Annotated in this window: 18 protein-coding genes; 3 read left to right on the plus strand and 15 right to left on the minus strand. The window is 64.1% G+C overall.

Features of this window, described 5'->3' with window-relative positions:
* Nucleotides 1–89: 89 nt before the first annotated feature.
* From miaA to rlmE, 5 genes are all read right to left on the minus strand, one after another.
* The gene (miaA, locus tag ACVOK8_RS13860; RefSeq protein ID WP_481567330.1) at nucleotides 90–1,043 is read right to left on the minus strand and encodes a tRNA (adenosine(37)-N6)-dimethylallyltransferase MiaA; all 954 of its coding nucleotides are present in this window, start codon (nucleotides 1,041–1,043) and stop codon (nucleotides 90–92) included.
* Nucleotides 1,043–1,939, minus strand: a complete 897-nt coding sequence (gene folP / locus ACVOK8_RS13865) for a dihydropteroate synthase (protein WP_481567331.1) — start codon at nucleotides 1,937–1,939, stop codon at nucleotides 1,043–1,045. The genes miaA and folP overlap by 1 nt, the downstream gene beginning before the upstream one ends.
* 106 nt (nucleotides 1,940–2,045) lie before the next feature.
* Nucleotides 2,046–2,234 carry a hypothetical protein gene (locus tag ACVOK8_RS13870; RefSeq protein ID WP_481567332.1) on the minus strand — a complete coding sequence of 63 codons (189 nt, stop codon included), beginning with the start codon at nucleotides 2,232–2,234 and terminating at the stop codon, nucleotides 2,046–2,048.
* Nucleotides 2,235–2,346: 112 nt separating this feature from the next.
* Nucleotides 2,347–4,272, minus strand: coding sequence for an ATP-dependent zinc metalloprotease FtsH (ftsH, locus tag ACVOK8_RS13875; protein ID WP_481567333.1), 1,926 nt, complete (start codon nucleotides 4,270–4,272; stop codon nucleotides 2,347–2,349).
* A gap of 58 nt (nucleotides 4,273–4,330) precedes the next feature.
* Nucleotides 4,331–4,963, minus strand: a complete 633-nt coding sequence (gene rlmE, locus ACVOK8_RS13880; protein ID WP_481567344.1) for a 23S rRNA (uridine(2552)-2'-O)-methyltransferase RlmE — start codon at nucleotides 4,961–4,963, stop codon at nucleotides 4,331–4,333.
* Between the two features lie 64 nt (nucleotides 4,964–5,027).
* On the opposite strand from rlmE, the gene yhbY reads away from it, so the two are divergent.
* Together yhbY and ACVOK8_RS13890 are read left to right on the plus strand one after the other, a co-directional pair.
* The gene (gene yhbY / locus ACVOK8_RS13885; RefSeq protein WP_481567334.1) at nucleotides 5,028–5,333 is read left to right on the plus strand and encodes a ribosome assembly RNA-binding protein YhbY; all 306 of its coding nucleotides are present in this window, start codon (nucleotides 5,028–5,030) and stop codon (nucleotides 5,331–5,333) included.
* Between the two features lie 16 nt (nucleotides 5,334–5,349).
* The gene (locus tag ACVOK8_RS13890; protein WP_296249158.1) at nucleotides 5,350–5,730 is read left to right on the plus strand and encodes an Mth938-like domain-containing protein; all 381 of its coding nucleotides are present in this window, start codon (nucleotides 5,350–5,352) and stop codon (nucleotides 5,728–5,730) included.
* A gap of 378 nt (nucleotides 5,731–6,108) precedes the next feature.
* Here the strand turns inward: ACVOK8_RS13890 and ACVOK8_RS13895 are convergent, their stop codons facing one another.
* From ACVOK8_RS13895 to surE, 5 genes are all read right to left on the minus strand, one after another.
* Complete coding sequence (locus tag ACVOK8_RS13895) at nucleotides 6,109–6,339, minus strand: hypothetical protein (RefSeq protein ID WP_481567335.1); 231 nt, start codon at nucleotides 6,337–6,339, stop codon at nucleotides 6,109–6,111.
* 125 nt (nucleotides 6,340–6,464) lie between these two features.
* Nucleotides 6,465–7,244, minus strand: coding sequence for a peptidoglycan DD-metalloendopeptidase family protein (locus ACVOK8_RS13900; RefSeq protein WP_481567336.1), 780 nt, complete (start codon nucleotides 7,242–7,244; stop codon nucleotides 6,465–6,467).
* The gene (locus ACVOK8_RS13905; RefSeq protein WP_481544977.1) at nucleotides 7,241–7,855 is read right to left on the minus strand and encodes a YqaA family protein; all 615 of its coding nucleotides are present in this window, start codon (nucleotides 7,853–7,855) and stop codon (nucleotides 7,241–7,243) included. Before ACVOK8_RS13905 ends, ACVOK8_RS13900 begins: the two co-directional genes overlap by 4 nt.
* 19 nt (nucleotides 7,856–7,874) lie before the next feature.
* Complete coding sequence (locus ACVOK8_RS13910; protein ID WP_481514856.1) at nucleotides 7,875–8,552, minus strand: protein-L-isoaspartate(D-aspartate) O-methyltransferase; 678 nt, start codon at nucleotides 8,550–8,552, stop codon at nucleotides 7,875–7,877.
* Nucleotides 8,549–9,328 (minus strand): 5'/3'-nucleotidase SurE, encoded by a 780-nt coding sequence (gene surE / locus ACVOK8_RS13915; protein WP_481567337.1) that lies wholly within the window; start codon nucleotides 9,326–9,328, stop codon nucleotides 8,549–8,551. Before surE ends, ACVOK8_RS13910 begins: the two co-directional genes overlap by 4 nt.
* 181 nt (nucleotides 9,329–9,509) lie before the next feature.
* Here surE and ACVOK8_RS13920 point away from each other — a divergent pair, with 181 nt between their 5' ends.
* A complete protein-coding gene (locus ACVOK8_RS13920) occupies nucleotides 9,510–10,049 on the plus strand; it encodes a Smr/MutS family protein (RefSeq protein ID WP_481567338.1) in 540 nt (179 codons plus the stop codon).
* 169 nt (nucleotides 10,050–10,218) lie between these two features.
* Here ACVOK8_RS13920 and truD read toward each other — a convergent pair whose 3' ends face one another.
* Genes truD through eno form a run of 5 tightly spaced genes read right to left on the minus strand, consistent with a single transcriptional unit; the run spans nucleotide 10,219 to nucleotide 14,229 of the window.
* Complete coding sequence (truD, locus tag ACVOK8_RS13925) at nucleotides 10,219–11,310, minus strand: tRNA pseudouridine(13) synthase TruD (protein ID WP_481567339.1); 1,092 nt, start codon at nucleotides 11,308–11,310, stop codon at nucleotides 10,219–10,221.
* Nucleotides 11,307–11,807, minus strand: coding sequence for a 2-C-methyl-D-erythritol 2,4-cyclodiphosphate synthase (gene ispF, locus ACVOK8_RS13930; RefSeq protein ID WP_481567340.1), 501 nt, complete (start codon nucleotides 11,805–11,807; stop codon nucleotides 11,307–11,309). Before ispF ends, truD begins: the two co-directional genes overlap by 4 nt.
* 45 nt (nucleotides 11,808–11,852) lie before the next feature.
* Nucleotides 11,853–12,551 carry a 2-C-methyl-D-erythritol 4-phosphate cytidylyltransferase gene (gene ispD / locus ACVOK8_RS13935; RefSeq protein WP_481567341.1) on the minus strand — a complete coding sequence of 233 codons (699 nt, stop codon included), beginning with the start codon at nucleotides 12,549–12,551 and terminating at the stop codon, nucleotides 11,853–11,855.
* Nucleotides 12,548–12,931, minus strand: coding sequence for a cell division protein FtsB (ftsB, locus tag ACVOK8_RS13940; protein ID WP_481567342.1), 384 nt, complete (start codon nucleotides 12,929–12,931; stop codon nucleotides 12,548–12,550). Before ftsB ends, ispD begins: the two co-directional genes overlap by 4 nt.
* 5 nt (nucleotides 12,932–12,936) lie before the next feature.
* Nucleotides 12,937–14,229: a phosphopyruvate hydratase gene (eno, locus tag ACVOK8_RS13945; protein WP_481567343.1), complete on the minus strand. Its 1,293-nt coding sequence runs from the start codon at nucleotides 14,227–14,229 to the stop codon at nucleotides 12,937–12,939.
* Nucleotides 14,230–14,503: the final 274 nt, after the last annotated feature.

The following is a 14,503-nucleotide window of genomic DNA, read 5'->3' on the forward strand; positions in this document are numbered from 1 at the left end:
TCTACTCCTCGTTATTGTTTTTATGGACCGGACTGATGGCGGCGTCCCCTGCCCGTCCGGAACCTGATGGTACACCGCCCGGCGGGCGGTCAGCCTTGCAGAAAGCGGGAAACCGCGTTCTGCACACCAGACATGTCCCGAACCGGGTCAAACCAGCGTGCATCCAGCTCGCCACGCAGCCAGGTGAGCTGGCGTTTGGCCAGCTGACGGGTGGCGAACACGCCCTTGTCGCGGAACTCGGCAGCAGTCCCCTGTCCGTCCAGGAACTGCCAAGCCTGCCGGTAACCGACCGCCCGCACCGCCGGCAGGTCCAAGGGCGCCGGTACCGCCGCCATCTGCGGCAGCGCCCGCAGCGCCCGCACTTCGTCCAGAAAGCCGCGCTCCAGCATCAGGTCGAAGCGGCGTTCGATACGTTGATGCAGGACCGCGCGGTCAGCCGGGGCCAGCACCAGTTTCAGCACCCGCGCCGGCAATCGCGCGATCCCCGGCAAGCCCTGCCAATAGCTGATTGGCTTGCCGGTCAATCGATACACCTCCAACGCCCGCTGGATGCGCTGCGGATCAGTGGCGTGGATGCGCGCTGCGGCGACCGGGTCAACAGCTGCCAACTGCGCGTGCAGAGCCGGCCAGCCGCAGACCTCGGCCTCAGCGGCGATAGCCGCACGCATTGCCGGGTCGGCCTCGGGCATCGGCGACAGCCCCTGCAGCAAGGCACGGAAATACAGGCCGGTGCCGCCGGCAAGAATCGGCATTTTGCCGCGTGCAACGATGTCACGCACCGCCGCCGTGGCGTCGGCGGAGAACTCGGCCGCCGAATAGGTCTGCCAAGGGTCGCGCAGATCCAGCAGATGATGGCGGATGCCGTCCTGCTCCACGGCGTCAGGCTTGGCCGCGCCAATGTTGAGGCCACGGTAGACCAGCGCCGAATCGACACTGACGATCTCACCGTTATAGGCCTTGGCCAGAGCAATGGCCGCCGCGGTCTTGCCGGACGCGGTCGGCCCCATCAGGGCGATGGCCAAGGGCCGTTGATCGATGCCCATCAATCCTCGTCCGGCCAACGCGGCATTGCAGGCTTGTCGGCGCGCGGAGCGGGCACCGCATCGAACGCAGCCAGCACCTTTAGCGCGTCAACTGTGGCGGCAACGTCGTGCACACGCACCATCATCGCGCCCTTCTGCACGGCTAGCAGATGCGCGGCCAGTGAACCGGCCACACGTTCGGCAGCATGCGCTCGCCCCGTGACATCACCAATGCAGCGCTTGCGCGAGAAGCCCGCCAGCACCGGCGCACCCAGATCGTTCAAACGATCCTGTGCGGCCAGCAAGGCAAAATTCTGAGTGGTGTCCTTGTTGAACCCGTAACCCGGGTCCAGCAGCAGGCGCTTGCGCCCGATACCGCCCATCTCGGCGGAGAAAATCCGCTCGGCGAGGAAGCGCTGCACGTCGCCCGCAATATCGACGTAGGCCTGCGCAACGCCAGCATCGTAAGGACCGCCCACGGCGTGCATCAGCACCACCGCTGCCTTGGATGCAGCAACCACTTCCAGCGCACCGGGCTGCCGCAGGGCCTGTACGTCGTTGATCATGTGCGCGCCTGCGGCCAACGCCGCGCGCATCACTTCCGGCTTGAACGTATCCACGCTCAGTGGCACTGCCACCTGCGCGACCAGCGCTTCGATTACCGGCACGACGCGATCGATCTCCTCCTGCACCGATACCGGGCTTGCTCCCGGGCGAGTGGATTCACCGCCGATATCCAGCAGATCCGCCCCCTGTTCGACCAACGCCAAGGCATGCGCGACGGCAGCAGCGGTGTCCGCATGCTGGCCACCGTCGGAGAACGAATCCGGGGTGACGTTGACGATGCCCATCACCTGCGGCCGATCCAGCCGCAGCGTACGCTCGCCACACTCAAGGGTTGGGAAAACATCAAACATGGGCGCTCCGGCGGACTGCAACGGCGCCTAGTTTAAGCCACCGCGCCGGCCCTCCAGCGAAGTCGCCAGGCAGCCCTACCTGTTATCGGAGCGGCGGCATCAAGCCTCAGCGCTTGTTGCGGGCGCGGATCCGGCTGCCGATCAGGCTCAGGATCACGCCCAGCACCACACCGATGAAAATACCGGCCAGAAAGTTGTTGGTCTTCACTCCGAAGCCAACGCCGGCCACGGTGGCGATGATCATCTCCGGCACATTCGCAGAGGGTGCCTTGGGCGGCGACGGAGCATCATTCATGGGAAAAACCTGAGAAATCCAAAGTGACGCCATTCTCGCCCAGCGCAGGGCCTGGCGCATAAAAAAACGGGCCGGAAAACCGGCCCGTTCTTGTCGCGTTGATGCTGCGCGCTCAGTGCTGGCCGGCAGGATCAGTGATCGGCGCCACCGGCTGCGGGGCATCGCCACCCTTGCCATCATCGGCACGGTCGTTGTTGCCACCCTTGTCCACCCAGCCTGCAGGCGGCGACGGCTTGCGGCCTTCCATGATCGCCTTGACCTGGTCGGCATCGATGGTTTCCCAGTCCAGCAGCGCAGCAGTCATTGCCTCGACGATCTGGCGCTTCTCATCCAGGATCTTGTAGGCAACGTTGTACTGCTCGTCGAGGATGCGACGGATCTCCGAGTCCACCTTCTGCTGGGTGGCCTCGGAAATGGTCTTGCTGTGCATGCCATAGCCGCCTTCCTCATCGGCGTAGACCATGATGCCCAACACATCGGACATGCCGTACTTGGTGACCATGGCACGGGCCAGCTTGGTGGCGCGCTCGAAGTCATTGGAGGCACCGGTCGACATCTCGCCGACAAAGATCTCCTCGGCGATACGGCCACCGAACAGGATCGCCAACTCTTCCAGCATGCGCTCCTTGTACTTGCTGATGTGGTCATGCTCCGGCAGCTGCCAGGTCAGGCCCAGCGCCCAACCGCGCGGCATGATGGTGACCTTGTGCACCGGGTCGGCCTTGGGCAGCGACATGGCGACAACGGCATGACCAGACTCGTGATAAGCGGTATTGCGACGCTCTTCCTCACGCATGACCATGCTGCGGCGCTCAGGACCCATGTAGATCTTGTCCTTGGCGTCCTCGAAGTCCTTCATGTCGACTTCCTGCTTGTTGCGACGAGCCGCAAACAGGGCGCCTTCATTGATCAGATTGGCCAGATCGGCACCGGAGAACCCCGGGGTACCGCGTGCCAGCACTTCCGGACGCACGTCATCGGCGGCCGGCACCTTGCGCAGGTGCACGCGCAGGATCTGCTCGCGGCCCTTGATGTCCGGCAGGCCGACCATGACCTGGCGGTCAAAACGGCCCGGACGCAGCAGCGCCTTGTCCAGCACGTCAGGACGGTTGGTGGCAGCGATCACGATCACGCCTTCGCCGCCTTCAAAGCCGTCCATCTCAACCAGCATCTGGTTCAGGGTCTGCTCGCGCTCATCGTGGCCACCGCCGGTGCCCGAGCCGCGGTGACGGCCGACGGCATCGATTTCGTCGATGAAGATGATGCACGGCGCGTGCTTCTTGGCCTGCTCGAACATGTCGCGCACGCGGCTGGCGCCGACGCCGACGAACATCTCGACGAAGTCCGAACCGGAGATCGCGAAGAACGGGACCTTGGCCTCGCCCGCAATGGCACGGGCCAGCAGCGTCTTACCGGTACCCGGCGGACCCACCATCAGCACGCCGCGCGGAATCTTGCCGCCGAGCTTGGTGAACCTGGACGGATCACGCAGGAACTCGACCAGTTCGCCGACTTCTTCCTTGGCTTCGTCGCAACCGGCGACGTCGGCAAAGGTGACCTTGATCTGGTCTTCGCCCTGCAGCTTGGCGCGGGATTTACCGAAGGACATCGCGCCCTTGGCACCACCGCCACCGCCCTGCATCTGGCGCATCATGAAAATCCAGAAGCCGATCAGCAGCAGTATCGGCAGGAACTGCAGCACGATGCCCCAGAAACTCGGGCCAGCCGGTTCCTGACGGGCAACTTCAACATTCTTGGAATACAGCTGGTCCAGCAGCTTCGGGTCGGCCGGGGCATACAGCGCACCGTCGGAACCGTCAGCGCGCTTGAAGCGCAGGTGATTGGTGGTCAGCGTGGTCTTGTCGGTGTATTCGACCGACTTGATCCGGCCAGCATCCACTTCCTGCAGGAACTGCGTGTAATTGCGTGCATCGCCAGCGGCGGCTGCCCCACTGCGCGGGGCAAAACTCTGGAACACCACCATCAGCACGACGGCGACAACCACCCATAACAGGAGGTTCTTGGTCAGGTCGTTCATCCTCATCGGCTCCGGTGTCCCTCTAGATACTAAATGCTGAAAAGTCGTATGGCTGAGCTTACTTTATCTGGGTACGCTTGCCCTGCCCCAAGGCATAAACCTCGGATGAACGCTTGCGTGAAGCGTCCGGTTTGCGAATGGCGACCTTGTCATAACGACGGCGCATTTCACGCACGTAGTCATCAAAGCCGACGCCCTGGAACAACTTGATCAGGAACGCCCCGCCCGGCTTGAGATGGTTATCGGCAAAATCCATCGCCAACTCCGCCAGGTGCATCATCCGCGGCTGGTCAACCGCATCCATACCACTCTTATTGGGGGCCATATCCGACAGCACAAGGTCTACCGGCTGCTCGCCAACCATGGCTTCGAACTGCGATAGGACCGTTTCTTCCCTGAAGTCCCCGTGAAGGAACTCCACGCCAGCCAAAGGCGGCATCTCCAGGATATCCAGCGCCAAGACACGGCCGGTGTCGCCCATCTGCCTGCGCACCTGCTGCGACCAGCCACCCGGCGCGGCGCCCAGATCGACCACCACCATATGCGGCTTCAGCAGGCGGTCACGTTCCAGCAGCTCCTCCAGTTTGTAGGCCGCGCGCGAGCGCATGCCCTCCTTCTGGGCCTTTTTCACAAAAGGATCGGAGAAGTGTTCTTTCAGCCAGCGCTGGCTACTTTTGCTACGGGAAGGCATCGGCAATGGGGCTCACAGGGGTGGTCATGATACCCTGAACCCCCTTGATTACCTGTAGTCCTGCATGTCCATCGTCCTGACCTCGGCCCAGAACCGATTCCTGCGCGGCATTGCGCACGACCTGAAAGCACTGCTGCAGATCGGTGGCAAAGGGGTCTCTCCGGCCTTTTTGGCCGAGCTTGACGAAGTGCTGGAGCGCCATGAGCTGGTCAAGGTAAAGGTTGCTGCAGAAGACCGCGAAGCCCGCGACACCCTGATCGAGGAACTGATCCAGGCCAGCGGTGCCGCCCTGGTCCAGCGCATCGGCCACGTCGCCGTGCTGTATCGCCCGGCCAAGGAAAAGCGTCAGATCGTGCTGCCGCGCGGCTGATAGCCGAGGAATACCCATGCAGTTCAGTCGCGAGCTTCCTGATTACATTTATTCCCTGCGCTCGGCCGATGGCCGCCATGCTCAGGTGAACGACCGCGCACTGAGCCGCAGCTTCATCCTCGCGCCGAACAGCTTGATTGAAGACTGGCCGGTTGCCTCGGTGGCCGAGTTGCGCGCCGAAGATCTGGACGCAGCCTTGGAACTGAATCCGGCGCTGGTGATCCTTGGCACGGGTGACAAGCAGATTTTCCCGCCCGCGGCGATCATGGCAGCCTGCCTGACCCGCGGCATCGGCATCGAGGTAATGAACAACGCCTCGGCCGCACGCACCTACAACGTGCTGGCCGGTGAAAACCGCCGCGTGGTGATGGCCATCATCCTGGAAAGCACTCCGTAAGGCGCAGTCATGCTGCGCTGGGGCACTCTTGTAGGAGCGGCCTAAGCCGCGAAGCCAGCGGCTTAGCAGCCCGCAGACATGCCGGCAATCCCAACGAAACCTAACCCGCAGTCCGTGCCAGCAAAGCTGGATGCCGCACTGTAGTGCCGAGCCATGCTCGGCAGGGGCCTTGCTGCCAAGGCATCAGCGAGTTCATCAGCCTCGCGGCTTACGCGACTCCCACAAGTGCGGTGCGCATTGACGCATCACCGGGGAAGCCGCTGCCGAGCATGGCTCGGCACTACAGGTAAAGCTGCAACGCCGGAAACGCCTACCGAATCTCCTGCCACACCTGAAGATATCGAAAACCCGGTGATACCGGATTCTTCATGTCGCTATCTAACGAGTCAGCGGCTCTCCCTTCAGCCAACACACCAGCAGCATCGACAGGGCCACGCAAGCGTGAGAACCGGCGAACGCGACCGGCTTGATCGTAGGCGGAAACAGCAGAAAAGCCGCCGACAACAGCACCGCCACCAGCGCATATACGACCCAGCCCTGCCAAGCCAGCGGCCAACTCCAACCATGCCCGTGGCTTGAGGCCTGGAACCAGTACTTCGGCTTCTGCATCCCACCTCCTTCTCAAACCGTGGATGCCGTCGCGACACCCCGGCAATCCTGTCACCACCACGATTCGTGGGCGCAACATATCTGCTACAGGCCCCGCCCAATGATCAGGGCGGGACCGCGAACACTCAGCGGTTCGGCAGGTAAACCAGCGGATCTACCGGCTTGCCGTTGTAGCGGATCTCGAAGTGCAGCATGTCGCGTGAGGTGCCGGTGCGGCCCATCTCGGCAATCTGGTCGCCCGCTTTGACGCTCTGGCCTTCGTTGACCAGGCGCTTGCGGTTATGACCGTAGGCCGACAGCCATTGGTCGTTGTGCTTGATGATGATCAGCTCACCATAACCAACCAGGCCGGCACCGGAATACACCACCACGCCCGGGCCCGCGGCACGTACCGCCTGACCACTGCTGCCGGCGATGTCCACGCCCTGCTTGGTCGCCTCACCAGCCACGAAACGGCCTACCAGCGCACCCTCTGCCGGCCAACGCCAGGCGATGCCGCTGTTGACCGGCGTAGGCGTCGCTGCCGGCGGCGGGGTCGCCGGGCGCGTAGCCGTCGTCGTTGAACCACTGCTTGCCGGCGGCCGGCTGGCCGTCGCGCCACCCGGATACAGACGCAGCGCCTGCCCCGGGTAGATGGTGTACGGCTCGGACAGGCCATTCCAGGCTGCGAGATCACGCGGCGTGATGTTGTTGATCCGGGCGATGCCGAACAACGTGTCGCCACGGCGAACGATTGCGGTCTGCCCAGGCTTGGCCACCGAGGTGCGCGGCGTGGTCGAGGTGGATGAACCCGAGCTGCCGCCAGAGGGTTTCACCACCGTGGCGGTACCACACGCCGCCAACGAGACCACCGCCAGAACGGCCAGCGTCATGCCCAAGCCCTTGCCCAACATCAATGCATTCATGCGAATTTAGCCCTCCAGACCAGCCACGCCACCAGGCCCACCACCAATGCGGTGGCAATCCAGCCCAACGGCTCAATCCAGCGCCGCAACCGTTCAGCCGCCTGTGCGCCACCGAAGCGGATCACCGCCGCCAACAAATAAACCCGCTTGCCGCGTCCGACCAGCATGCTCAACACATACTGCGGCATCGGCACGCCGACGATACCCGAGGCCCATGTGAAGACCTTCATCGGGATGGGCATGAAGCCGCCCAGCACCAGGAAGGTGAACACTGCCCACGGCGACTCAGCCATCTTGGCCTGCAAGGTAGCGATGCCGCCTTCAATCGCCGGCAGCATGCCCATTGCCTCGAACAGCGGCTTGAGCACCTCGAAGGCGTAATGGCCCAACGCGTAGCCCACCATCGCGCCGACCATGGAGCCAGCCAGGCTCAGGGTCGCGAAACGCCAGCCCTTGCGCGGCTGTGCCACGCACATCGGCATCAGCATCACTTCCGGCATCACCGGAAAGATGATGGCTTCGATGAAACTCAGCACGGTCAAATAGGTGGGCGCACGCTCATTGGCAGCCCAGACCATGGCGCGGTCGTACAACGGCCCGAAAATCTTCATTCAGTGAGTAGTCCTGTGCTCAGTCAAGCATGCCCGGCAACAACGGTACGAAGCTCACCGGTGCCAGCTCTTCCTGGGTAATGGTGCCATCGGCTTGCCGGGTCAGTTGCAACAGCACCTGTCCGCCCGGCCCGCCAACCGGCGCGACCAGTCGGCCACCGACGGCCAACTGATCGATCAATGCATCCACCAGCGCCGGCGCAGCGGCCGTCACCACGATGGCGTCATATGGGCCGTGCTCGGGCCAGCCAATGCGGCCGTCGTCATGCTTGGTACGGATGTTCATGCCGAGGTGCCGGAAGCGCTTGCGCGCCTGCCGCAGCAGGTCGCCAATACGTTCGACGGTAAACACCTCAAGCCCGAGCGCCCCCAGAATGGCGGCCTGGTAACCCGAGCCAGTGCCGACTTCCAACACCTTTTTCGGCGCGACCGCCAACACCACCTCGGTCATCCGTGCCACGACCCAGGGCTGGGAGATGGTCTGACCATGGCCGATCGGCAACGCCGTGTCTTCGTAAGCGCGTGAGGCCAGCGCCTCATCAATGAACAAGTGACGCGGCACTACCCGCACGGCGTTGAGCGTGGCCTCGTCGGCAATACCCACTTCGCGCAGGCGATCGACAAGGCGATCGCGCACCCGCTGCGAGGTCATGCCGATACCCACGGCCTCCGGCTGCAGGCGCATACGCGGCGTCATTCAGGCTTCCCCAGGGTTTCGGTCAACCCACCGACCCAGCTGGCAACCTTTTCCAGGGCCGAATAGCGCGTCAGGTCGACCTGGATCGGGGTGATCGAAATATGCCCGGTACGCACCGCGTGGAAGTCGGTGCCGGGACCGGCGTCCTGCTCACTGCCGGCCGGGCCGATCCAGTACACGGTATTGCCGCGCGGATCGGTCGCCGGAACGCAGGCTTCGGCGCGATGGCGATTGCCAAGCCGGGTGACCTCAAAGCCACGGATCTCGTCCCAAGGCAGGTCCGGCACGTTGACGTTGAGGATGGTGTCGGCTGGCAATGGATCAGCGATGAGCCTGGACACGATCTCCACCGCAGCGCGTGCTGCGGTAACGAAGTTCTTGGCTTCATGCTTGTGCGTGACCAGCGACACCGCCACCGAGGGCAGGCCGAGGTGGCGCCCTTCCATCGCCGCCGATACCGTGCCCGAATAGATCACGTCATCGCCGAGGTTGGCGGCATTGTTGATGCCCGACACCACGATGTCCGGCTCGAATTCGAGCATGCCGGTCAGCGCCAGATGCACGCAGTCGGTCGGCGTACCCGCCACCGCACAGGTGTAGTGGTCAATGCGGCGCAGACGCACCGGTTGATCCAGCGTGAGTGAGTTGGAAGCACCCGACCGGTCACGGTCCGGCGCCATCACGGTGACTTCGTGTCCGGCGTTGCGAAGCTCCTCAGCCAACATCTTGATGCCGGGGGCGTCCACACCATCGTCATTTGATACAAGTACGCGCATTAAAGGCCTGGGTTACTGGATCAACACGCGACGCTCCCACTCAGCGCCGCAATCGCCGGAACCTCCGGTTAGTACATCACCGTGACGGACCGACCTGAGCGGCCATGATACCGGAATGCGCCGCGGCACTTTCCACCTCCGCGGGGCTTGCCTGCGACTGTGTGCACGTTACGCTGTACAAATGTCGCACCCAGATGAAGAAGATGACGCCGCACTGTTCCGCTCGGCCATTGGCGAGGTAACGCCGATGCGCCCCGTGGAGGCAGCGCCTACAGGCAAGCCACGCCCCAAACCGCGCGCGCGCATGGCAGAACAGGATGAATCCGAGGCCCTGGGCGAATTTGCCCGCCTTTTACATTCAAGCAAGCCACTGGAAGCCGGCGACAACGCCAGCTACCGGCGCGACAACCTGCCTCCGCAGATGTTCCAGCGGCTCAAGCGTGGCCAGTATTCAGTGCAGGACGAATTGGACCTGCACGGTGCCACCTCCGCCCAGGCCGAGAACCTGCTGCGCCAGTTCCTGCTGGAAGCACGCGCGCATGAACACGGCTGCGTGCGCATCATCCACGGCAAGGGCCTGCAGTCCGATGGCGGTGCGCCGGTACTGAAGAACCTGGTCGACCGCATGCTGCGCCAGCGCAATGATGTGCTGGCATTTCATTCCGCGCCGCCTACCCAGGGCGGTACCGGCGCTGTACTTGTATTGCTGGCCAACCGCTGAGCGGCCAGCTCGGCCAGTTTGTTCGCTTGGACGGCGTAGCTCTGCAGTCTCTGTAGCCCGGGTAAGCGCAGCGCACCCGGGGCTGTCCGTGAGGAACCCTTAAACACTTCCGGATACCCGCTTCCCGGGTGCGCTGCGCTTACCCGGGCTACGATCTGACCACCCGTACTCAGTCAGCGGCGCTCTCTTCGCTCGATGTCTCGGCTTCAGATGCCGGAGCACCCGCAATTTCATTGCGACTGGCGTCGGTCACTTCACCCAGTTCGTGCAGCACCGCCGTGGCGTAGCAGCCCGGCGGCAGCGCGAACGACACTTCAAGTACGTCGTCGGCCAGCCACTGATGCTGCATCAGCATGGGCTTGAGGCGCAACGAGCGGCGCTCCTGCTTGAGCCCGGCCTGCTCCAGCCCGGCACGGAGCGCCAAGGCCTGCTCATCACCCAGGGCCTGATCTTCCAATGCCCGTGCGGCATCGGTCGCGCGCAGCTCACCAACACCCCACAACGGCGCGCTGGGATGGATATCGAAACGCCCCAGACGCTCAGCCAGCACCTCGTTCATCGGCTCCGGGCCGAACACCGAACGGCTGCCGTCCAGCATCCACACCTCGCCTTCCAGCGCCGTGTCCCAGTTGCCCTGTTCCACGCGTGCGGCCAGCACGCGGTTGAACAATGCAGAGCGCGCGGCGGACAACAGCATCGAATGCTGGTCCTTGCGTACCCGACGGCCGGCAAACATCTGCAATGCTGCTGGCACGTTGCCGCCATCACGACCAAAGCGCTGTTCGCCAAACCAGTTCGGCAGGCCGCGTGCAGCGACAATCTGCAGGCGTTCCTCGATGGCCGCCTTGTCACCTTGCACACCACGCAGCACCAGCTTGAAGCGGTTGCCCGCCAATGCGCCACGCTGCAGCTTGCGGTTGTGCCAGGTCGACGCCAGCACGTGCAGCTCGTCCGACTCCAGCAGCGCCAGATCCGGCGCCACGCGCTTGGGCAGGTGCACGCTGAAGCGCTGCGTGGTCACCGCATGCCGATCCTTCTGCCCGGCATAGCTGACGCCCATTTCCGGCACGCCCGCCCACTGCGCCAACTGCTTGGCAATCGCCACGGTATTGGCGCCGCGCTTGCGGATGTCCAGCAGCAGGTGCTCACCCTCGCCGGTCGCTTCGAAAGCGGGAATTTCATCAACCTGGAAGTCTTCCGGCACGCTGCGGATCGCCGCTGTCAGCACCGGTTCGCCAAAGGCCAACGGCAGCGCGATCATGCGGCCACCAACAAGGCCACGGCCTGCGCGGCAATGCCTTCTTCGCGACCGGTGAAACCCAGCTTTTCGCTGGTCGTTGCCTTGATGCTGACCCGATCCAGATCGATCTGCAGCAGCTGCGCCACCTTCTCGCGCATCGCCAACGCATGCGGGCCCACCTTGGGCCGCTCGCAGATCACGGTGATGTCGACATTGCCGACCTGCCAGCCACGCTCGCGCAGCAGCTCGTTGCAGTGCGTGACAAAGCGACTGCTGTCCGCCGCCTTCCAGCGATCATCGGAGGGCGGGAAATGCACGCCAATGTCACCCAGCGCCAGCGCGCCGAGCATGGCGTCGCACAATGCGTGCAAGGCCACGTCGCCATCGCTGTGTGCGAGCACGCCGCGGCTGTGCGGCACGCGCACGCCGGCCAGCATGATGTGGTCGCCCTCACCGAAGGCATGCACGTCATAGCCTTGGCCGATACGGATGGGAGGGAAGGAAACGGAAGAGTTCATGGCAGTACTTCTTGGCAGAGCCGGCGCCAACGCGCCGGCAAGGGATCAGCTGCCGCGCCGCGACAGCTCGAATTCGAAACGGGCCAGATCGGCCGGGGTAGTGACCTTGAAATTGCTTTCCGCGCCTTCGATCAGCAACGGACGCACGCCCTGCCGCTCCATCGCCATCGCTTCATCAGTGACATCAACACCGGCGGCAGCGGCATCGAGCAGCGCACGGGTGAGTTGATGGCGGCGAAACAACTGCGGGGTCAACGCGCGCCACAGGCGCTCACGCGGCTCCGTGCCGTCAATGCCGCCGTCATCACCAGCTCGTTTGAGCGTGTCGCGCACCGGCGCGGCAAGAATGCCGCCAACCGGATCAGCGCGCCCTACTTCCAGCAAACGGCTTAGATCAGCCGCCGCCAGATTTGGCCGAGCGGCGTCGTGGACCAGCACGAAGTCATCGGCACGCACGCTGTCCGGCAGAGCCTGCAAACCAGCCAATACCGACGCCGCACGGGTCTCTCCTCCCACGCAGGTCAGCACCGGTTTGTCGGCAAAGGAGGTCCAGCCCGGCCAATCGGCATCGTTCTCGGCAATGGCCACCATCACCCCGGCCACGCCGGGATGGGCGAGCAGGGACTGCAGGGCATGGGCAAGCAAGGGCTCACCATCGGCCAGCAGGTACTGCTTGGGCACCGGCCCGCCGAAGCGCGCGCCACGCCCAGCAGCGGGAACCACGGCCCAGGTCTGCACGATCAAGGGATGTTCTCCGGTGGCAACTGTTGATTGCCCTGCCCGGCCGGCGTTGCCGCTGCAGTTGTCGCTGCCGGCGTCGGCGCGGCAGGCGCCGTTACCGGGGCGTTTTCGACGACCCGGTAAAACTTTTCACCCGGCTTGATCATGCCCAGTTCGCTGCGCGCACGCTCTTCGATGGCAGCCTCGCCATCCTTGAGATCCTGGACTTCGGCCGCCAGGGAATCATTGCGCTGCTGCAGACCGTCGTTGTCACGCTTCTGGTTGGCCACCTGCGCCTCGAGCATCATCACTTCGCCCGAGTTGCCTTGGCCAAACCAGAAGCGGTACTGCAGTAAACCCAGCAGTACCGCCAGCACCAGCAGCAGCCAGCGCCAATTACGCATGACGATCAGCGCTTGAGCGAGACAAACGCATCACGACCAGCGTAGCGCGCGCCGCTGCCGAGGGCTTCCTCGATGCGCAGCAGCTGGTTGTACTTGGCCACGCGATCGCTGCGGCACAACGAGCCGGTCTTGATCTGGGTGGCAGTGGTGGCCACGGCGATATCGGCAATGGTGGTGTCTTCGGTTTCGCCCGAACGGTGCGAGACCACGGCCGCATAACCGGCCTTGTCGGCCATGGCGATGGCTTCCAGGGTTTCGGTCAGGGTGCCGATCTGGTTGACCTTGATCAGGATGGCGTTGGCGGTGCCCGACTCGATGCCCTCGGCAAAGATCTTCGGGTTGGTAACGAACAGATCGTCGCCGACCAGCTGCACCTTGTTGCCAATGCGCTGGGTCAGCAGCTTCCAACCGGCCCAGTCGTTCTCGGCCAGGCCGTCTTCGATGCTGATGATCGGGTACTGCGCGGCCCAGTCGGCCAGGAAGTCGACGAACTGCTCGGAGGTCAGGCGCTTGTTCTCACCGACCAGGTTGTACTTGCCGTTCTCGTAGAACTCGCTGGAAGCGACGTCCAGGCCGAGCTGGATGTCTTCGCCAGCGTTGTAACCGGCCTTGCCGATCGCTTCCAGAATGGTGTCCAGGGCTTCGACGTTGCTGCGGAAGTCCGGCGCGAAGCCGCCTTCATCGCCCACCGCCGTACTCAGGCCGTGGCTCTTCAGCACCGACTTGAGCGCGTGGAAGATTTCGGTACCCGCGCGCAGCGATTCGCTGAACGAACTGAAGCCGACCGGCAACACCATGAACTCCTGGAAGTCGACGTTGTTATCAGCGTGCGCGCCACCGTTGATGATGTTCATCATCGGCACCGGCAACGACGGGGTGGCGCCGGTCTTGGCGGCCAGGTACTGCCACAGCGCCTGCTTCTTCGAAGCGGCGACCGCGTGGGCAGCAGCCATGGAAACACCGAGCAGCGCATTGGCGCCCAGACGGCCCTTGTTCTCGGTGCCGTCCAGATCGATCAGGCGACGGTCCAGGCCTTCCTGGTCTTCGGCATTGAAGCCGGCCAGTGCGGTGGCGATGGCGCCGTTGATGTTGCCCACGGCGTTGCGCACGCCCTTGCCCAGGTAACGGGTCTTGTCGCCATCGCGCAGTTCCACGGCCTCCTTGGTGCCGGTCGAAGCGCCGGACGGGACGGCGGCGCGGCCGAACGAGCCGTCGGCCAGGGTGACTTCGGCTTCCAGCGTGGGGTTGCCACGGCTGTCGAGGATTTCACGGGCGTGGATCTTGGCGATGTTGGTCATGTCTGGGGGCTAGGCTCGTTCAGGAGAGTCTGTTATCGACGGGAAACACAAATACCAGCCGGGAGTTTAAACGAAGCGCAGGCTGGCGCGGCCGTTGCTTTCGCCTGAAAGCGGCGCGGGCCGCTGAAACGCACAAGGCCCGCACTGGGCGGGCCTTGTTTGATGCCACCTGTAGTGGGGGGGGGGGCGGGGGGGGGGGGGGTGGGGGGGGGGGCCCGGCGCGCGAGCGGGCTGGGGGGTGCCGGGGGGCTGTGCGGGCGGAGGGCGTCCGCCC

The sequence above is a fragment of the Stenotrophomonas sp. STEN083 genome, from assembly GCF_056759195.1.